The 18325-nt window shown below is 50.3% G+C and carries 17 protein-coding genes and 1 other RNA gene; 14 read left to right on the top strand and 4 right to left on the bottom strand.

The genetic code is table 11. The features are described 5' to 3' along the window. Positions 1-6 precede the first annotated feature (6 nt). Genes BTA51_RS10975 through BTA51_RS10960 form a run of 4 tightly spaced genes read left to right on the top strand, consistent with a single transcriptional unit; the run spans position 7 to position 5963 of the window. Positions 7-2145, top strand: coding sequence for a hypothetical protein (locus BTA51_RS10975; protein WP_094707490.1), 2139 nt, complete (start codon positions 7-9; stop codon positions 2143-2145). Continuing rightward, positions 2142-4991, top strand: a complete 2850-nt coding sequence (locus tag BTA51_RS10970) for a tetratricopeptide repeat protein (RefSeq protein ID WP_094707489.1) — start codon at positions 2142-2144, stop codon at positions 4989-4991. The genes BTA51_RS10975 and BTA51_RS10970 overlap by 4 nt, the downstream gene beginning before the upstream one ends. Next, the gene (locus tag BTA51_RS10965) at positions 4975-5619 is read left to right on the top strand and encodes a tetratricopeptide repeat protein (RefSeq protein ID WP_094707488.1); all 645 of its coding nucleotides are present in this window, start codon (positions 4975-4977) and stop codon (positions 5617-5619) included. The genes BTA51_RS10970 and BTA51_RS10965 overlap by 17 nt, the downstream gene beginning before the upstream one ends. Beyond that, a complete protein-coding gene (locus BTA51_RS10960) occupies positions 5619-5963 on the top strand; it encodes a hypothetical protein (protein WP_094707487.1) in 345 nt (114 codons plus the stop codon). The genes BTA51_RS10965 and BTA51_RS10960 overlap by 1 nt, the downstream gene beginning before the upstream one ends. Positions 5964-5983: 20 nt before the next feature. On the opposite strand, the gene BTA51_RS10955 is transcribed toward BTA51_RS10960, so the two are convergent. Continuing rightward, the gene (locus BTA51_RS10955) at positions 5984-6163 is read right to left on the bottom strand and encodes a hypothetical protein (RefSeq protein WP_094707486.1); all 180 of its coding nucleotides are present in this window, start codon (positions 6161-6163) and stop codon (positions 5984-5986) included. 196 nt (positions 6164-6359) lie between these two features. Here BTA51_RS10955 and BTA51_RS10950 point away from each other — a divergent pair, with 196 nt between their 5' ends. Beyond that, on the top strand, positions 6360-6830 hold the full coding sequence (locus BTA51_RS10950) for a YbjN domain-containing protein (RefSeq protein WP_094707485.1): 471 nt from the start codon (positions 6360-6362) through the stop codon (positions 6828-6830). Between the two features lie 18 nt (positions 6831-6848). On the opposite strand, the gene BTA51_RS10945 is transcribed toward BTA51_RS10950, so the two are convergent. Continuing rightward, positions 6849-7652, bottom strand: coding sequence for a TlyA family RNA methyltransferase (locus BTA51_RS10945; RefSeq protein WP_094707484.1), 804 nt, complete (start codon positions 7650-7652; stop codon positions 6849-6851). A gap of 82 nt (positions 7653-7734) precedes the next feature. Continuing rightward, a complete protein-coding gene (locus BTA51_RS10940) occupies positions 7735-8895 on the bottom strand; it encodes a GNAT family N-acetyltransferase/peptidase C39 family protein (RefSeq protein WP_094707483.1) in 1161 nt (386 codons plus the stop codon). 298 nt (positions 8896-9193) lie between these two features. Here BTA51_RS10940 and BTA51_RS10935 point away from each other — a divergent pair, with 298 nt between their 5' ends. Next, positions 9194-10663 (top strand): RimK family protein, encoded by a 1470-nt coding sequence (locus BTA51_RS10935; RefSeq protein ID WP_094707482.1) that lies wholly within the window; start codon positions 9194-9196, stop codon positions 10661-10663. 156 nt (positions 10664-10819) lie between these two features. Continuing rightward, positions 10820-10916, top strand: an RNA gene (gene ffs / locus BTA51_RS10930) — signal recognition particle sRNA small type. 200 nt (positions 10917-11116) lie between these two features. On the opposite strand, the gene BTA51_RS10925 is transcribed toward ffs, so the two are convergent. Next, positions 11117-11551, bottom strand: a complete 435-nt coding sequence (locus tag BTA51_RS10925; RefSeq protein WP_210404811.1) for a calmodulin-binding protein — start codon at positions 11549-11551, stop codon at positions 11117-11119. A gap of 250 nt (positions 11552-11801) precedes the next feature. Here BTA51_RS10925 and dnaX point away from each other — a divergent pair, with 250 nt between their 5' ends. The 7 genes from dnaX to BTA51_RS10890 all read left to right on the top strand — a co-directional run bounded on the left by dnaX (position 11802) and on the right by BTA51_RS10890 (position 18243). Further along, a complete protein-coding gene (dnaX, locus tag BTA51_RS10920; RefSeq protein ID WP_094707481.1) occupies positions 11802-14510 on the top strand; it encodes a DNA polymerase III subunit gamma/tau in 2709 nt (902 codons plus the stop codon). A 2-nt stretch (positions 14511-14512) separates the two neighbouring features. Continuing rightward, entirely contained in the window at positions 14513-14839 is a 327-nt protein-coding gene (locus BTA51_RS10915; RefSeq protein WP_094707480.1) for a YbaB/EbfC family nucleoid-associated protein, read from the top strand. A gap of 29 nt (positions 14840-14868) precedes the next feature. Further along, positions 14869-15474 (top strand): recombination mediator RecR, encoded by a 606-nt coding sequence (gene recR / locus BTA51_RS10910; protein ID WP_094707479.1) that lies wholly within the window; start codon positions 14869-14871, stop codon positions 15472-15474. Positions 15475-15544: 70 nt separating this feature from the next. Beyond that, positions 15545-16705 (top strand): ribonuclease D, encoded by a 1161-nt coding sequence (gene rnd, locus BTA51_RS10905; protein ID WP_094707478.1) that lies wholly within the window; start codon positions 15545-15547, stop codon positions 16703-16705. 225 nt (positions 16706-16930) lie between these two features. Continuing rightward, a complete protein-coding gene (locus tag BTA51_RS10900; RefSeq protein WP_094707477.1) occupies positions 16931-17269 on the top strand; it encodes a YcgL domain-containing protein in 339 nt (112 codons plus the stop codon). Further along, the gene (locus BTA51_RS10895) at positions 17250-17705 is read left to right on the top strand and encodes a YcgN family cysteine cluster protein (protein ID WP_094707476.1); all 456 of its coding nucleotides are present in this window, start codon (positions 17250-17252) and stop codon (positions 17703-17705) included. Before BTA51_RS10900 ends, BTA51_RS10895 begins: the two co-directional genes overlap by 20 nt. 115 nt (positions 17706-17820) lie before the next feature. After that, entirely contained in the window at positions 17821-18243 is a 423-nt protein-coding gene (locus BTA51_RS10890; RefSeq protein WP_094707475.1) for a hypothetical protein, read from the top strand. The last annotated feature ends 82 nt before the right edge of the window (positions 18244-18325 follow it).

The following is an 18325-nucleotide window of genomic DNA, read 5'->3' as shown; positions in this document are numbered from 1 at the left end:
TTCAGAATGTTCCCAGTCGTGATTTCCAAAAGATGTATCGCCGGTCTGTTGCTGTTGCTGGCCAGTATTGGCGCGCACGCGGAAGAAGATCCTCCGACCAGGGCCAATGACCTGGCATACGGGGAAGTTCTGTATTCTTTTTATCAGCAGGACTATTTTCAGGCGTTGACTGAGCTGGCTCTGGCAGAGACCCGTGGCGGTATAAAGGGCCATGGCGAGCACCCCATGATATTGAAGGGCGGCATGATGCTGTCCTATGGGATGGTCGGACCTGCAAGGAAAATATTTGTTGATTTGCTGACCGAAGGAAACGGGGAGGCCGGTGGTGCAGGAGCTGGTGAAGAGGAGGCTGTTGAAGAAGGTGCTGTTGGAGAAGAAAGGCCAAAAGCTGTCCATGTCGGCCCTAAAGTCAGAATGCAAGCTTGGTTCTATCTCGCCAAAGTGCACTACCTGAATCGAGACTGGGAGCATGCCCTGGAGGCGCTCGAGCAGATCGATGTTGAGCTGCTGGAGGATGAGTGGGAAGAGAGGTTTGAAGAATATTATTACCTCAAAGCCCAGACGCTGATTGGCCTGAATCGACTTGAAGAGCTTGATCATGTGTTAGAGGAAATGGCGGATGAGGTGGACGATCCCTCATTGCTGCTTTCCTATCTGTTGTTCAACAAGTCACTTGCAATGCTGGCGAACAAGCAGCCTGAAGGGGCTCTTCAGACGCTTGAGCAGATGACATTTGATGACTTTGACGGTGCTCTTGAGGATGAGGCGGAAGAGGGCGGCTCCTCTTTGAAGAAAGAAATTCTGGCACTCCAGGATAGGGTGGCATTGACCAAGGCCGCGCTCTATCTGGACCAGGGAAATTCTGATATGGCCATGTCCTCCTACAGGCAGATCAGGCTGAATGGACCATGGTCGGAGAGAGCTCTATTTGGTTTTGCTCTGGCTGCTGCCAACGGAAAACAATTCGGGTTGGCCCTGGGCGCATTGAAGCAGCTCAACGATATGCAGACCGACAGTCTTTGGGTAAGAGAGTCGCACTATGCGATTGCTTATATATATGAGCAGCTTGGTCAGGAAGGTCGAGCATTAAAGGCTTATCAAAATGCTGTCGATGCCTATGGTCAGAGCAATGTCAGCCTGAACTCTGAAATCCGCTCTCTGAATGAAGACTATTTTGCGGGGAAAATGTCACTGCCTGAGACTGGCAGAAAGGTCGCTATTGATGATCCAGAGCTGTCCACCGACAGTTATGGGCGTCTGAAAGTTGAACCCGCTGCCGCCAATCTTGCGACGTTGTTTGCCTCAGAAGCGTTTCTGTCCATTCTGAAAGATATTCGCGAACTGACTTTCCTGAAGAATGACCTGGAAAAGTGGCAAACGAGTGTTAACAGTTTTGGGATTATGGTGGAGACCCGGAATCAAGCCAGAAATGAAAGGGTAGAGGCTACGGCGGCAAGTCTGGCTGAGAAGCAGTCAATGGCGTTACAGGAGCGGCGTGATCGGTTGGCGAATCTGGTCGAAAAAGGGTTGGAAGACGACGCCGGCGGTATGTTTATCAACGAAGAACAGCTGGAATTCAGGGATCTCATTCAACAGGTCAAGGACCGGATCGCTAAACTTGGAAACGATCCTGATATCGATGAGTACAGAGAAAAACTTCGCCGAATTGAGGGCTACTATTTGTGGCAGATCAGTGAGACCTCAACCACTCAGGCATGGAATACAAGGAAGGCCTTGAAGGAGTTGGATGATGAGCTTCAGAGTTACAACTCACGTCGGGACAAATTGCTGAGTATGATGGCTGACACAACTGTTATCGGTCGTTTGCAGCAGCGGGTTGATGCTGTGCGTCCGAGGATCGCGGGATTGATTGCCCGTGTTGATAAGGCTTTGATCGATAGAAAAGACAAAGCTGTCGATATGGCGCGGAAGGAACTATCGGGGCAGCAGGATCGAATTCAGACCTATCTGAATGCTTCCAAACTGGCGCGTGCCCGTATTGCAGATAAGCTCCTGGAAGAAAGTCTTGCTCCGGCTTCTGAAATTGCCCCCCCCGAAAAAAAGGAAGCATTACAGGATCAGCAGGGGGCAGCAGCGGATAAGAATGAGTCAGCTTCAGCCGGTACGGAGGAAGCTGAGTCATGATGAGAATCACCCGATCTTGTTTTCTGATGGCCATGTTTGGCTTGTTGCCAGCCTGTTCATTGATGGGGACCTCCGACACGGATACGGAAAACCGTGCCATTCCCACTCTGGCAGAACTTCAGCCAGTGACTCTGGAGGAGGCTGACGAGGAGAAGGTGGAAGTTGATGTCCGCCAGGTAATCAGTCATTACCAGGACCTGTTGCCTTCAGTGGAAGACCCTGAGGTTAGAGCAAAAATTCTGTATCGTCTTGCAGATCTTAAGATGTTGCAGACTGACGAGATGCAGGATGTTGAGGTGCCAGAAAGTGAAGAGGTTGCTGGGCTCAATGAGTATGAATTGACGATAGACACATACGAATCACTGCTTCAAACCTATCCTGATCGTCAGGACAATGATCAGGTGTTATACCAGTTGGCGAAGGCATACGATCTTCAGGGAGACCAGGAGTCCGCGCTTGATAGATTGGATCAATTGGTCACTCGCTATCCCCAGTCCGAATATGCCACTGAGGCAAATTTCCGCCGTGGTGAGATTTTATACTCCATGGGCGACTATCCTGAGGCCGGCGGTGCATTTAATCAGGTAGTGACTAATTCTCAGGCAGATAACACATTCTTCGAGAAAGCCCTGTATATGAAAGGCTGGAGCCAGTTCAAGCAGGGAGGCTTTGAAAGATCCCTGATGACTTTCGTGGAACTCCTTGATCATATGCTGCCGGAGTCCTCTTCTCATAAGGAGGTCGGTGATGAACGGGCTGGTCTTGTCAATGACCAGTTCCGGGTCATGGGGTTTGCGTTCTCCTATATGGACGGAGCGGACACTGTGCGTGAGCTGTTCCGGAAAGTGGGTGCCCGGCATTATGAGCATCTGGTATATGACAACTATGCCAAGCTCTTGGTGAGCCGGGAACAGAACCTGGATGCCATTTCACTTTATCAACAATATATCGAACTCCATCCTTATAGTGTCTGGTCGCCTCAGTATCAGGCCAAAGTCATTGACTTGCAGATTGGAGAAGGCCTGATTGCCGAAGCGCGCGATGAAAAAGCGCGGTTTGTGGACAATTATGGAATCCGGAGTGATTTCAGGAATCAGGTGGTGGCAAAAGAAGGTAAGGAAATCCCGGTCATTGTTGATGAAAAGCTTGCACTGTTTATCGACGAGTTGGCGAAGTATCACCATGCCAGAGCTCAGCAGCGTCGTAAGAATAATGAAGATGCCAAGTCAGAGTACCAGTTGGCATCCCGTTATTATGGCGAATTTGCCGATACCTTCCCGGATTCTCCAAAAACACCGGAAATGGTGTATTTGCTGGGTGAATCCCTTTATGAAGTAGGCGACCTGCAGCGGGCTATTTTTGCTTATGAAAAGGCCGCCTATCAGTATCCGGAATTTATAAATGGAGCGCAGGCGGGCTATGCTGCCATCGCGACCCATGGAGAATTGATCAAACAGTCACCGGAGGCTTCCAGAGATATTCTGACGTCAGAGAAGGTGGCCAGTCAGCTGAGATTCGTTGAACATTATCCGCAGGATCCAAGGGCTTTGGATGTGCAGGCGAATGCGGCTGCGACGCTGTTTGAAATGAAGGACTATCTGGCCGCGATTCCCGCAGCGGAGACGGTTGCAAACTGGCAGCCTCTACCGGATCGGGAGGTTCAGTTGAATGCCTGGCTTATCATCAGTCACAGTCATTATGCACTGGAGAATTACTCCGAGGCTGAGGGTGCTTACGCCCAGTCGATAGCGCTGATGCCGGAAAATGATGAGCGTCGTGAGGATACGGTAGAGTTGCTGGCGGCGAGTATTTATCGTCAAGGTGAGTCACTGTTGAAGCAGGGTGAAACCGAAGCCGCCATTGATGAGTTTTTGCGAGTTTCCTTGGTCACACCGGGAGCCAGCATTCGAGTGAACGCCCAATATGATGCTGCAACCTATATGCTACAGCTCTCTCAATTTGACCGGGCGATCCCAGTGCTGGAGGATTTCCGTTCCCGCTATCCCAATCATGAACTCTCCAAGGATATTCCAGCGAAGCTGGCTGTCGCCTACAGAGAAACCAAACAATGGGATCACGCAGCAAGCGAGCTTAAGACTATTGCCAGTACTCATGAAGATCCGAATGTCAGGCGCGAGTCGTTGCTGATGGCGGCCGAGATTTATGAGGCCAACGGCTATGTACCTGAAGCGATCGATACTTACAGGGCGTATGCCAACACCTATCCTGAGCCGGCTGACCTGGCCATGGAAGCCCAGTTTGTTTTGTCAGAACTTTATAACACCACTAATGAGCCCGATAAGCGCTACTTTTGGTTGCGGAAAATTGAGAGCAGTTATGAAGGTCATGCCTCTCAAGCTTCTGATCGAATGCGTTTCCTGGCTGCCGGGGCAACGATTGAGCTGGCGGATGTCGCTTATGAAGAATTTCAGAGTGTGAAGCTGGTTGCGCCTTTAAGCCAAAATCTTGCGCGGAAGAAGAAGACCATGGAATCGGCCATGAAGGCGTACAAGAAGGCGGCTAATTACCGAATAGCAGAGTACACAACGCGTTCAACGTTCCAGATGGGTGAAATCTATGCGCAGTTCAGCAGAGATCTGCTGGATTCTGAGCGCCCGGCGAACCTTTCCGATCTGGAGTTGGAACAATATGAGTTGCTGTTAGAGGATCAGGCCTATCCGTTTGAGGAAGATGCGATCAGTATCCACGAATCAAACGCTCAGCGTAGCTGGTCCGGAGTATACGATGTTTGGGTAAAGAACAGTTTCAGAGCATTGGAAAAGCTGTTCCCTGTAAGATACCAAAGAGTGGAAGAGATCCCCGTTGTCAGTGAAAGCATTTTATAACATTACAGTGATGGGCCTGCTGGCGCTGATGGTTGGATGCAGCTCCATGCAGACCTCAACGCCGGAGCAGGAGTCTTCAGGTGAAGTGGCACAAGAAAGCACGTCAGGTGAAGGTGCCGTTGTTGCCGAGGGAGCAGAAGCTCAAGGACCTGTTATACCGGAAGAAGCGGCACTGCTATTTGATCAGGCGTTGGTTGCAATGGAGGGCGGCCGTACAGATCAGGCTCGTGAAAATCTTGAGCAACTGATTCAATCATACCCCTCATTTTCAGGGCCTTACCTGAATCTTGGCTTGCTGGCCATGCAGGAAGAGAGCTATGAGCAAGCGCGGAGCTACTATGAAAAGGCGCTCAGTGCCAACCCAAAAAATGTGGATGTCTATGTCGCGTTAGGTTTGGTGGATCGGCAGGAAGGTCGATTTACCGAGGCTGAGCAAATGTATCTGAAGGCGATAGAGCTGGACCCCGGTAATGCTGCAGCCCACCTGAATTTAGGCATTGTCTATGACCTCTATATGGGAAAACTGCCCGAGGCGCTGAAGCACTATAAGGTATATCAGTCTCTGCAGAGTGAACCGGTAGAGCAGGTTAAATTCTGGATTGTGGATATCGAATCGAGGCTAAACTGATGTTGGTTATCAAGCGCTATAAAGCACCTAAGAGCCTGAAGATTCTGCTGATGTCCATGCTGTTGTGCCAGGGCGCAAGCGCCGCTGAGGATGTCATTGTGATTGAAGGCGCTGAGATCAGGGGGGATCAGGAACAACCTAAAATCCTCTATATCGTACCCTGGCAAAGACCTGGTAATCGTGGTGGACTACAGCCCAACTCTGTCGATATCGTTGGAGCCGGTTTGCTGAAACCTATTTATCGCGAGGAATTTCTCCGGGAAGTGGCCTATTTTCAGCTGTTCAACCCGGAGCAAAGCGGTCAGGGCAGCACGTCTGCCGGGACTCCGGGGGCGGAAGAGTAGAACTATAAGCCACCTGAGGCTTAAAACTTTCTGCCGCATTCCTTGGTGACGATGTTCACTGAAAGAGCATCGTTAGCGCTCATTCCCCAAAACGTGCCGTCGTTTTCTTTGGGCGTACTACTGGTTTTTGACTGGCGTTGTTCCAGTTCCTTGGATGCCGGTCGGTTATACAGACGTTCAACATATTTGAGCCATTGCATAGTCTATCCCCTGGTGGCAATCATTGGTCTTCACTCAGAAATGCGCTCTTAAGGCGGATTATCCTTCATTGATCATCCGAATTGTGTCTGATCAAAAGCTGAAATTGTCTCTGGAAGCCTTGTCAACTCTATCGTTCGAGGGCTGGTTAATTTATAATCCGCGCCTCACTTCAAATGCACTATCCAAGAGATTCACATGCCGACGATTAAGTTTATTGACCACGACAGCCTTTTAAACTGGTTGGAAGATCTGGGGGTGCAGCACTACCTGTGTGGTCAGTGCCAGGGTGTACATATTACCGAGGTGCAAAGCCAGGTTGGCGTATTGGAAAGCCGGCTTTTTCTTGAACAGGATTGCCTGATTTTCACTACCGAAGTCGATATTCGTAACTCAGCAGTTTTAGCGGTGAATGCTGAGCTTCCCCGATTTAATGGCACATATGCCAACCTGAAGTTTTTTCTTGATGTGAGTGATGATGGGCCGGCAAGGCTGATCATTTGTGATACCCAATGGGTTTCCGCTGGAATCACCAGGGACCAGTTTGGGGTGTTTCTCCGTGCTGCAGTCGATGCAAAAGTAGACGTGCTGAGGGACCTTGTGGATTGCCGCTTTATCGACTCCCCTGAAAATCGCCAGGAAATGCCCTCGGAGCCGTCGCTGCACTAACTACCAGGATGCTGGCCTTTATTGGGATGTTTTTCTCCTGCGGGCGTAAATGAAAAACTCCCGATTTCCATCTCCGCCTTTAATCGGGCTGTCAAAGTAATCAATAACGTCCAATCCGGACGTTTTACAACATTCCTTAAGAGCTTTTTCCACTTCTGGGTAAAGTCCGGGATTGTTAACCAGTCCGCCTTTACCCAGTCCTTCGGGGCCGACTTCAAACTGCGGTTTCACAAGGCTAACCAGCTTGCCGCCCGGTTTCAGAATTTTGGCCAGTTCGGGCAGTATTAATGTCTGGGAGATAAAGCTTACATCCATGACGGCAAGGTCAAAGCCTGGGTGTTCCTCAAGCTCCGACTTAAACCAGGAGGCGAGATGTTTGGCGTTTACACCTTCGTAAACACTGACTCTTGGGTTGTCTCTGATTTCTTCAACTAGTTGATCGTGTCCGACTTCAACACCGGTCACAGAAGCAATACCCCGGTCCAGTAAAACATGAGTAAAGCCACCGGTGGATTGCCCGACGTCTACCGCTGACAGACGGCTAAAGTCCCAGGTTTCCAACCCTGATTCGTTCAATTTGTTTTGAATGCGGTCCAACGCACCCGCAAGCTTTAGTGCTCCTCTGGAAACAAAGCGCTGTAATTCATTGTCAACGATGCGCAGGGGAGTGCCTTCGGGAAGTGTCTGGCTGGCTTTGCCGGCCTTTTGCCAGTCCTTGCCGATTTGTATTTCCACGGCTCCTTGGGTGATTAATTCCTGGGCCTGGTTCCTTGAGCGACAGAGACCTTTATCGACCAGGTATTTATCCAACCGGTATTTCACTACAAATGTTCCTTTGGTATTGCTTCATCGGCTTTAAATGCCGTGGATTTGAATGCTCTTGGTTTAAAACAGCTAAAACCCGTCAGGGTCCTTTCTTGGTGGAATGCTCATCGCGCCCGACAATGATGGCTGTTCGCAACCTGCTTTGTCCAAACTGGGACATGCGGTCGAATTGAGCTCTGGATATCGGAATATACTGGTTATCAATCGGGCGTTGATGATCGTCTGTGTCCACATCCGGGTCGTGTATGTAAACAAAATCCTCGTCCATTGCGGTAACTGCCACCCAGTGTGGTGCTTTTTTCCGGTCGAAATGATACGTGCTGATCATCACGAGGGGAAGTTGATGGCGACCCAGCGCCTGCTCGATATCGTCCTGGGTGATCGCTTTATAGTGGATGGGGATATGGTACTTGTGAAGCTGTTCGACAAAACTTTCATGAACGAGTTTCAGCACCTCTTTCTTTTCCTGGATGCGAACACCTTCAGTAAACAATGGGCCTTCCTGGGTCACATAGACTTCTGCCGTAAAACCTCTGCGATGGGCTGCTATTGCAAGACCGTGAGGTCCGCAGCCGCCATGTCCGGAGGTCATATAGATAGTGGTGGCTTCACGCCATATTTGCAGTTCTTCTGCCGGGCTGGGCTGGAATTCGGGATCCAGGGTGGCCATGGTCATCATCAAGGATGCCGGGCCACAGGTGAAATCGGTACTCTGTTCATAATAAGGGACTTGCAGGCTCGGCTCGGGAGGTGCGAAACGCTTGATCTGCTTTTGATACCGTAGTGCATCAAAGTGATCTTCGTAATAGTCATGGTAGATACCGAATTGCTGATAGCCCAGCTTCTCATACAATCGAATGGCTTCCAGGTTGTCGGTTCGCACTTCCAATCGCATGAAGATGCAGCGGCGTTCAATCGCTGTTTGTTCTGAAAGCTCAATTAATTTCCGGGCCAAACCGTAGCCACGGCAGTCCGGATGAGCGGCTATGCTGTAAAGGCGCGCCAGACTGGTGCCGCGGTGGAATAGCGTGATGATGTAGGCGCTGATCCTGTTATCGATCTCTGCAATATGCAGAATGGCGGAATCGGCTTTGAGAAGGTGCTTGAAACTGCGGCGGCTCAGGCGATCTGTCTGGAAGCACTGGTTTTCCAAAGTAACCAGTGCGTCAAGGTCTTCGAGGCCGGCCAGACGATATTCAGGGGTAGATCGAGTGGCCGTAGCAATAGAGGATTTGGACATTGTGCGCCTCAAAAACGTAAACCGGATAGACAGTGGTATCTGTGAGAATAATGATGGTTTTTCCTGTTGCGACTCAAGCGATATTTCTACAGTAGACAGCTGCAGGATTATCAGCAAAACTTAGCTCTAATCTGGACATTCTGCCATTCCGCTCCGGGTCCGCCAGCTGCCAAAGAAAACGGCTCAGGAAAAGAGCGCTACTCTATAGCTTTATTGGGTGGAACAACAGTAGCACTAAGCTGCAAGAGCTTAGAAATTTCATGTTAATTTTGGAACTATTTGCGAGCTACACGTCCCTATGTCCCGGCTTTATATCGTGGTGGAGTCCCTCAAAGACTGGACACCTTATTACCCAAGTGAAGATGTTGTTACTTTTGATGATTACCTGGCGATGCCTGCGAGCAGGAACGGCAGGGTTCGTGTCATTAACCTCTGTCGCAGCTATAAGTACCTGAGTAAGGGGTATTACTGCTCCCTGTTGGCTGAAGCTCGGGGGCATCATGTGATTCCCTCAGTTCGCACTCTTAATGATTTGGAAAAGCGGATTCTGTACTCCATGGCATTCGAAATGGCAGACCCTGCAGTTGCCGGCGCGTTTCGGAAGATTCCCAAGACAGAATCCAACCAAATGCTGTTCAAATCCTATTTCGGCACTACCGGAAACAAGGAGCTGGATGGTTTGGCGTCTCTGATATTTGAGCGCTTTGCCTGTCCGGTGACTGAAATTCAGTTGGAGTATAAGAGTAGCTGGAAGATTGCAGGAATCCGACCCGTCAGCCCAAAAGGGTTGGACGAAACGCAGCAAACCCAATTTGCTGACGCGCTCGATAGTTTTAGCCAAAAAGTCTGGCGAAAACCCAAAGAACGCAAAAAATATCGCTACGATATGGGAATACTGGTTAATCCTGCAGAAGAATTTCCTCCCAGCGACAGTCAGGCTTTAAAGAAAATGGTGAAGGTCGGCAAGCAAATGGGAATTGCCGTGGACATGCTGGAGCCCAAGGATTATCAACGGGTACCGGAATATGACATGCTGTTTATCCGGGAGACCACGGCCATCGATCACCATACCTTTAAGTTTTCCAAAAAGGCGGAGGCGGAAGGGCTGATAGTGATGGATGACAGCACCTCGATCATGCGGTGTACCAACAAAGTCTATCTGGCTGACTTGTTGAATACTCACAAAGTCCCCACGCCGAAAACATTGATTCTTAGCAAGGGTGATCCCAATCAATTAAAGAAAGCTGGCGAAGAGTTGGGATTCCCATTGGTGTTGAAAATTCCCGATGGTTCTTTCTCTCGTGGAGTGGTCAAAGCCGAGAATGCTGAAGATCTCGCGGCTAAGTCTGCATCGCTGTTCAAGCAATCGGCTCTGCTTCTGGCCCAGGAGTTCATGTTTACGGATTTTGATTGGCGGGTAGGGGTGCTTAATGGCAAGCCAATTTATGCCTGTAAGTACTATATGGCAAGAAACCATTGGCAGATTTATCACCATGGCGATGGCGCGACAGACTCCGGAGCCTGGGATACTCTGCCAACCTACGAAGTGCCCAAGGTGGTTCTTAATGCGGCAGTGAAAGCGGCCAATCTGATAGGCAAGGGATTGTATGGAGTCGATGTCAAACAGGCCGGGGATAGAGCCGCTGTCATTGAAGTGAATGATAATCCCAGTATCGAGTCTGGCGTTGAGGACAAATATTTGGGAGACGAACTCTACCGGATCATTTTTGAAGAGTTTATCCGCAGAGTGGAATCCAAGCGTAAATAGTTAAAAAGCAGGGGATTATAAAGGGTTGATAGTACAGGTTTTATACAACCTGCGGTAATCCATAAACATCCCGGATAAAAGCTTGAGCCTCCGGATGCTCTTTGCTATGATGCGCGCCTCCTGACGAGCAATCCTTGTCAGTTCTATGGTGGGCCTTGCCGGTCCCCTCGCGACGATAGACCGCGAACCTGGTCAGACCCGGAAGGGAGCAGCCACAGCGGAGGACTCGGGCGCCGGGGTGTGGCTGGTAGGGTTCACCTCCATTTCAAATGCTTTTCTTCTAGATTTCCAAGTCTTCTTTATTCCCAGATCTCTCTACTTCTACGCTCTTAAATTCTATTGTGATTCCGTGGATCTATATTCGTTGAGCGTGTTTCTTTCTTCATGCTTATTTTCTCGGTTGGAAGAGATCCGGGAGACATGCTCCCGGAGTTGGTTTGGCGGGTGATTTCGCTACATTTGCTGTTGGGAAGGATACTGAATTTCCTTCACGAGCTTGGAGCTCCACGGACACCACATATTGCCAGGCAAAAATGCACCACCAACCTCATCCAGGTGCAATTGCACATATTCCATTGAGGCATCGCAAACTTCTATGGCGAACTCGAAGAAACTGATCGTGTCCGTGTCCAAATGATATTGCCAGCTGGCGTTGTAGGGTGTCTGGGACGGGGTGATATAGCCCATCACGTGATAGAAGTCGGTCTGACCGTTCTCCAGAATATCCCGTGCCTGTTGGATTTTTGCTTTGTCCGTTAATTGTATGACAAAGGTGTGCTCGGCATCGGTGTCGGTGAATTCGAAATAAGCGACTTCGGCAAGTGCTGAGGTGGCGAACAGGGTTGCAGGTACTGCAATAGCTTGAAGCAAATATGATTTCAAAGACATGGAATCCTTCCATACAGATTGTTTTCCTAAGGGGCGCGAAGTCTAAACCTTTATGCCCTTCGATGTAAGCTCGACTTGCGGCTGATATCTGAACTTGTTCCTGATGTTATGAACTTGCTCTTTATGTATGAACTTGCTTCTCATGAATGAAAAATTCGCGGAGTTAGAATCACTTCGGTGACAGATTCGGGCCCGCATGCTAAGGTTACGCTTTTTACGGTTAAGCCTCTTCTTCGGTAATTTAAATCGCATGTCGTATCAAGTTCTCGCCCGGAAGTGGCGCCCCCAGAATTTCCAGGAAATGGTCGGCCAGGAGCACGTTCTCAAGGCCTTGGGGAATGCGCTGAATCAGGATCGATTGCATCATGCCTATCTGTTCACGGGCACTCGTGGTGTTGGTAAGACCACCGTGGCGAGAATCTTTGCCAAAAGCCTCAACTGTGAGACAGGAATCACCAGCCAGCCCTGTGGCGAATGTGCCGTGTGTACAGAAATTACTGAAGGGCGCTTTGTTGACCTGATTGAAATTGACGCTGCCTCCAGAACCAAAGTGGAGGATATGCGAGAGCTTCTGGACAATGTGCAATATGCCCCTACAAGAGGGCGCTATAAGATCTACCTCATCGATGAGGTGCACATGCTTTCCAACTCGAGTTTCAATGCATTGTTGAAAACACTCGAGGAGCCTCCTCCCCATATCAAATTCCTGTTGGCCACCACAGATCCACAGAAGCTGCCAGTGACGATTTTGTCCCGCTGCCTGCAGTTCAATCTGAAGAATCTTTCTCCTGAAAGAATCGTAAAACATCTGTCTCATGTACTCGGTGCCGAGCAGGTGCCGTCAGAAGAGGCGGCGTTATGGGAGCTGGCCAAGGCTGCAGAAGGCAGTATGCGGGATGCGCTGAGTCTGACTGACCAGGCGATTGCATTCGGTAACGGTGAAATTAAAGCCAAAGATGTTATCGAAATGCTCGGAACGATCGAGAAGCATGTGGTTGTTGAACTGCTACAGCTCGTTGCTTCGTCCGACACCGGCGGTATGTTGTCAAAAGTTCAGCATATGGCGGAATTTTCACCGGACTATGCCTATATATTGCAGGCAATTGCGGAACTTCTGCACCGTGTGGCCATAGAGCAGGCCGTTCCCGGTGCGATAGATAACAGCTTTGGGGATCAGCAGCAGGTGGTGGCATTAGCCAGACAGTTGGCAGCTGAGGACACCCAGTTGTTTTACCAGATTGCCCTGACCAGCCGTAAGGACCTTGCACTTGCTCCTGATCCGCGGGTTGGTTTCGAAATGGCACTGTTGAGAATGGTGAGTTTCCGGCCCAACGCTCAATCCGGGAGGGAAATTCATTCCGGACCTTCCACTGGAACGAATACAGGGCCTTCCAGCGCTGACAAGGAGAGTGACCCGGCACCTTCAGTCACCCCGCTTCCACCTAAAGAAAATACAGAGTCCAGACTTCACGCGGCTATGCCTGAGGCGACTGTTGAATCAAATGGTGCTTCCGGGGCGGCAGCTATAGCGACGCAGGAAAATTTCACCAAAACGGATGAGGCAAGCCAGGAAGCGCCCAGTACAGAAGTACCTAGTGCAGAGGCACGCAGCTCTGAGGCACATAGCACTGAGACACGCAGCACAGAGACACGTAGCACAGAGACACGTAGTCCAGAGACAAATGGCACCGAAGTGCTGGAAGCAGCCGCTGCGTCCGCCGCAGAACAACCTCGCGCTAAAGTTGAGCATGACGGCCGCCCAGAGCAGCAGTCGGTTGGAGTAGGTGATCACCACACACCTGCGGTCCAGGCATCGGGCACTCAGGTGCTGGACGCTCATGCGTCGCAAGCTCTGACAAATACGGCACAGGCCAGTGCAGCACAGGCACCAGAATCAGTAGAACAGGCACCAGAATCAGTAGAACAGGCACCAGAATTAGTAGAAAGTGTAGGCGAGACTGCAAGGGTTGATCAGGCTGTTGTAGAAGGTCAGGCCCTCGTAGACAGCCAGTCTTTTAAAGATAAAGAAATGTCAGAAGAGGCGGGATCTCGGCAACAGGTTGAAACTGTTGATGCCGATAGGCAGTCGCCTTTTAATGATGAGGTTTCCAGCCAGTCTCCGTCGCTTCAGCAAAACAATCAGACCCCGCAGACCACTCAGAGCAATGCCAGTGGGTATGTGGATGACTATCCGGGTTATGACCCTGGTGACTTTGAAGCTGACCATGATGATCTGATCCCTGTCAGGGAGTCTTATGATGCTTACACAGAAGACTCTTATGACAAGAAGGTGACCGCCGAGCCTCAAAGACCTGATGAGAGCGCGCCTGTAGTCTCTCTCCAGCTATCTGAAGCCAGTAATGGTGGTAATGGTGGCATACCTGCGCCTGCAGTGTTATCGCAGACTTCCGCGCCGGTAGATTCCGCTGAGGTTTCTGAGGAAGAGGTCGAAGACGAGGATAACCAGGAAGAGGAACTGGAGTCCTATCAGCAATCCGCGAAAAGTATGGAGCGGGACTTTGATGTGACCAAGGTCAGCAAGGTCTCGAATACGGCGGAACCTCAACTGAAAGGCTTGACGTGGGATGAAGTGTTGCGTCAATTGTCAGTCTCTGGAATGACGCGAAGCCTTGCACAGCGATGTGTTATGCATGATGTGCTGGGGCAAAGAATTGAATTTCTGATCGATCATGACCATTTTGATTTCTTCAACGAGGTGAATAAAGCCAGGTTGCGTGCAGCGTTGTCGGAATTCATGAACGAAAACGTTACAATCGAAATTATTGCCGGGGAAGCGAACTTTCTTTCCCCGTTGCAGAAATTGGAGAAGAAGCGGGCTGAACTGCAAGCGGAGGCAGAGCAGGAAATTCGCAATGACATTCATGTCAATGCCTTGATCCAGCGATTCGGCGCGACAGTAATAGAACAATCCATAGAACCGATTATTCGGGAGCTGTAGACATGTTAAAAGGTAATATGGGCGATCTGATGAAACAGGCCCAAAAAATTCAGGAACAGATGCAGAAAGCCCAGGAAGAGCTGGCAAATGCCGAAGTTCAGGGCGAATCTGGAGCCGGTATGGTCAAAGTCGTGATGAACGGTCGTCATGATGTGAAAAAAGTGGAGATTGATGCATCCCTGATGCAGGAAGATAAGGATATGCTGGAGGATTTGATTGCGGCTGCGGTAAATGATGCCGTCCGTAAAATCGAAGCCAATAACCAGGAAAAAATGTCCAGCCTGACCTCAGGAATGGGTATTCCCCCCAATTTTAAAATGCCTTTTTAATCAGGCTTTATTTGAGGAATCGGTACCTGATGTCCGGTCGCCTTACCCCTAGTATTGATCAACTCGTTAAGTGTTTGCGTTATTTGCCGGGTGTCGGACCCAAGTCCGCCACCCGTATGGCTCTCCATTTGCTGGAAAGAAACCAGGATCGGGCGGCAGAGCTGGCGATAGCTCTGAGTGACGCTTTGACGAGGGTAAAACGCTGCACCTGCTGTCAGAACTTTACTGAAGAGGAGCTCTGCAGGATCTGTGCTGATCCCCGGCGTACCGGAAAACAGGTATGCGTGGTGGAGTCTCCTACGGATGTAGTGGCTTTTGAGCAGACATCAGCCTATAGCGGCCGCTATTTTGTTCTGATGGGGCATTTGTCACCGATAGACGGCATTGGTCCTCGGGAAATCGGGATGGACAAGCTTCAAGCCGTCCTGGAAGGGGATGAGGTGGAGGAAGTAATACTGGCCACCAACCCCACGGTTGAGGGTGAAGCAACCGCCCACTACGTCGCCGAAATAGCCCGGGGCCTTGACCTGAAAGTATCTCGAATTGCTCATGGTATCCCGGTTGGTGGTGAATTGGGGATGTTGGATGCAGGCACGTTGAGCTATGCCTTGGAAGGCCGGAAGTCCCTTTTCTAGTCGCATCTGAAACCGGCTGTAATTACCCTTGTGGTGCAGATTCTCATTATAAAATTCCCGGATGTCGTTCATGTCCCAAAAGTCAGAAGATACTGTTCGCGAGCATCAATGGATCTCGTCGGATACCGAACTTGTAAATCTGTGTGGCCAGTTGAAGAGTGTCCAATGGCTGGCAGTGGACACTGAGTTTGTTCGCACGAACACCTTTTACCCGGTGCCCGGGCTTGTGCAATTGTATGATGGCGAAAGGGTCTATCTCGTTGACCCGTTGCCTATCACGGATTGGTCTCCGTTATCTGGCATATTTGCCCAGCCTGACATATTGAAGGTTCTGCATGCTTGCGGCGAAGACCTGGAGTTGTTCTTCAGTCTCGGTATCCAGCAGCCTCAGCCGCTTTTTGATACTCAGGTGGCTGCGGCCATGTTGGGAGGAGAGCTGAATGAGGGGCTGCAGAATCTGGTCAACAGAAACCTGGATTTGCATCTGACAAAACATGAGACCCGGTCAGATTGGACTTTGCGGCCATTAAGTGACGAACAGATTCGCTACGCCAAAGAGGACGTCGTCATATTGTTGCCTCTATTTGAGAAACAGAAGGAAGCATTGCTCGATCGTGGGCAATATGATCTGGTGCTTGCTGAAGGTGATCTGATGGGGGCGCAGGCGGCAAATCCCATTGCAGAGGATGTTTACTATCTGAAGCTGCGTGGTGGCTGGAAGCTTAGAAAGCACGCTCAAAGTTTATTGGCAACACTGGCCTCCTGGCGGGAAAGGGAAGCGAAGGCGCGTAATATACCGCGTCGACGGATCTGTACCGATGACGACCTGATCCAGCTTGCCATGCGAAGGCCTGAGTCCCTGGGGCAGATCACCCAATGTACCAAGCTGATGGGAAGCCAGTTAAGGAAATTCGGTAAGCTGATTTTGGAGCTGGTCAAGGAGGATGAGGCAAGAGAGCCAGCGGGCGACGAATTTGTTATGATTCGCCCCCCTTTGCCCAAGTCGGCGAAAGAGCTGTATCAGCAGGTCCGGGAAATGGCACAGTCTATTGCCTCCGAAAAGGGTATTAATCCAGGCTTATTGGCGAGCCGCAGCATGCTGGAAGAGCTGGTTGACTGGTATCTTAAGGGACAGGCCGCAGAGCAGCCTGCACTGCTTCGCACATGGCGGGGAGATATTCTGGGGAGCTTGCTGATGGACGTGTTACAGACGGGAGAGGATGATCGGTAATTATAGGTTGGCAGGACTGGGTAACCGTAAATGGTTGTGGTCTGTCTAGAATCTGTAAAAAGTCATCTGAAGAACTGCTATCTGTAAAAGCAGGCGTCTACTTGAACAGCAATTGTTTGCCAGAAAACCGGAACCAGTCAGGATGGTTGCCAGGGCCGGCGTGGTAAAATGCTGCCGTAGTTTGCAGTTTAAATATTTGAATGTAGTTATTGGTTAAAGAAAAGCATGAGTAATCTGTCCTCACCCTCCAAGCGGCTGGTGTCGGTCTACAAAAGTCCGCGTAAGGATGAAATGTACATCTACGTGGACAAAAAGCAGGGAGTGCAGGATCTGCCGGAGGCTTTATTGGCCCATTTCGGTAAGCCGGTTCACGTTTTTGATTTATTGCTGACGGCTGAAAAGTCGTTGGCCCGTGCCGATGCGGAAGAAGTGTTGGCAAAAATTGAGGAACAGGGCTTCTATCTGCAGATGCCGCCTCCGGCGGAAGACTACATGCAGGAAGTTGTAAAGGCGAAGGAGTCTCAACCTGCCGTCAGTCGGTCAAATGTCCAACACGACGCCTGACAGATGGTGGCTGAAGCCGCTTGAAACTCTGGATGCCGGTCAGTGGGAGCAGCTGTGCGACGGATGTGGAAAATGCTGCTTGCACAAGCTGCAGGATGAAGAGACGGATGAGCTTTATTTCACGGCGGTTGCCTGTCGCTTTCTGGGCACAGAAAAGGTTCGCTGCAAGTGCTATAAAGAGCGGGCTGAAAAGAATCCGGACTGTTTGATAATAAAGCCTGACAATATCGAGTCCATGCTGGAATGGCTGCCTCAGACATGCGCTTATCGCCTGCGCTCTCAAGGGATGCCGTTACCCGTGTGGCATCCGTTGAACACGGGGGATGCCGATCATGTCGAGCGCTGTGGCCATTCAATTCGTCACAGGGCGATCAGTGAAGATGAGTTGGGTGATGATGTGGACTGGGAAGAACTGATCCTGGTGGATATCCTATAAGGCTGATTTTCCGGAGGCATTGTTTTCCATAAAACAGCCCCCGACTGCTCTACAGAGTTCTGCAGAATAGTTAATCAGCAAACAGTATTGAGTAATTAAAAACAGAATTAAAGGTATGTTGACACAATTTGGTTATCTTAGCGCCTGGTCCATCTATCTGGTGGCGGCAGTTGTCTTTTATTTTATGCTCTGGCCGCTATTTAAGCGTCTGGGGCCGCGCCCGGTACAGCTATTCTTTCGTGCTCTTGTGGCTGTCGTTGTATTCACTCCAGCTATTTCCGTTCCTGAGCAGGGATTGTGGGCACCGGCGTACATTGTCGCTCTGGTCAGCCTGATGCAGCACGATGAAGTCAGGGCACTTCATGCGGGCATGTTTATCGCTGGGTCTCTTTGCATCATCGGGCTTCTTTTTGCCCTGGAATACATTCTTGGAAAGCTTGGTAAGGGGGGCGGTCAACAGCAGGCGTCTAAGTCCAAAGCCAAGCCCAAGCCGGTTGCCAAGAAGGCCGTCAAGGAACGAATCGAGCCACACTGCTAAGTGCTTCCGGGATAAGCTCAATTCGAGTTTAGCACATCCCGAAAGCTGATTGAGTCACCTTTGCGGTATCAGGGACGGCCAA

Source organism: Hahella sp. CCB-MM4, from assembly GCF_002260525.1.
Lineage (GTDB): Bacteria > Pseudomonadota > Gammaproteobacteria > Pseudomonadales > Oleiphilaceae > Hahella.
Note: the sequence above shows the minus strand (reverse complement) of the source record. Positions and strands in the feature narration are given on the sequence as shown.

What these genes read in the sequence shown, in the direction of transcription:
- BTA51_RS10975 (WP_094707490.1), top strand. Translation starts at nt 7, where the DNA reads ATGTTCCCAGTCGTGATTTCCAAAAGATGTATCGCCGGTCTGTTGCTG.
- BTA51_RS10970 (WP_094707489.1), top strand. Translation starts at nt 2,142, where the DNA reads ATGATGAGAATCACCCGATCTTGTTTTCTGATGGCCATGTTTGGCTTG.
- BTA51_RS10960 (WP_094707487.1), top strand. Translation starts at nt 5,619, where the DNA reads ATGTTGGTTATCAAGCGCTATAAAGCACCTAAGAGCCTGAAGATTCTG.
- BTA51_RS10955 (WP_094707486.1), bottom strand. Translation starts at nt 6,163, where the DNA reads ATGCAATGGCTCAAATATGTTGAACGTCTGTATAACCGACCGGCATCC.
- BTA51_RS10950 (WP_094707485.1), top strand. Translation starts at nt 6,360, where the DNA reads ATGCCGACGATTAAGTTTATTGACCACGACAGCCTTTTAAACTGGTTG.
- BTA51_RS10940 (WP_094707483.1), bottom strand. Translation starts at nt 8,895, where the DNA reads ATGTCCAAATCCTCTATTGCTACGGCCACTCGATCTACCCCTGAATAT.
- BTA51_RS10935 (WP_094707482.1), top strand. Translation starts at nt 9,194, where the DNA reads ATGTCCCGGCTTTATATCGTGGTGGAGTCCCTCAAAGACTGGACACCT.
- BTA51_RS10925 (WP_210404811.1), bottom strand. Translation starts at nt 11,551, where the DNA reads ATGTCTTTGAAATCATATTTGCTTCAAGCTATTGCAGTACCTGCAACC.
- dnaX (WP_094707481.1), top strand. Translation starts at nt 11,802, where the DNA reads ATGTCGTATCAAGTTCTCGCCCGGAAGTGGCGCCCCCAGAATTTCCAG.
- BTA51_RS10915 (WP_094707480.1), top strand. Translation starts at nt 14,513, where the DNA reads ATGTTAAAAGGTAATATGGGCGATCTGATGAAACAGGCCCAAAAAATT.
- recR (WP_094707479.1), top strand. Translation starts at nt 14,869, where the DNA reads ATGTCCGGTCGCCTTACCCCTAGTATTGATCAACTCGTTAAGTGTTTG.
- rnd (WP_094707478.1), top strand. Translation starts at nt 15,545, where the DNA reads ATGTCCCAAAAGTCAGAAGATACTGTTCGCGAGCATCAATGGATCTCG.
- BTA51_RS10900 (WP_094707477.1), top strand. Translation starts at nt 16,931, where the DNA reads ATGAGTAATCTGTCCTCACCCTCCAAGCGGCTGGTGTCGGTCTACAAA.
- BTA51_RS10895 (WP_094707476.1), top strand. Translation starts at nt 17,250, where the DNA reads ATGTCCAACACGACGCCTGACAGATGGTGGCTGAAGCCGCTTGAAACT.
- BTA51_RS10890 (WP_094707475.1), top strand. Translation starts at nt 17,821, where the DNA reads ATGTTGACACAATTTGGTTATCTTAGCGCCTGGTCCATCTATCTGGTG.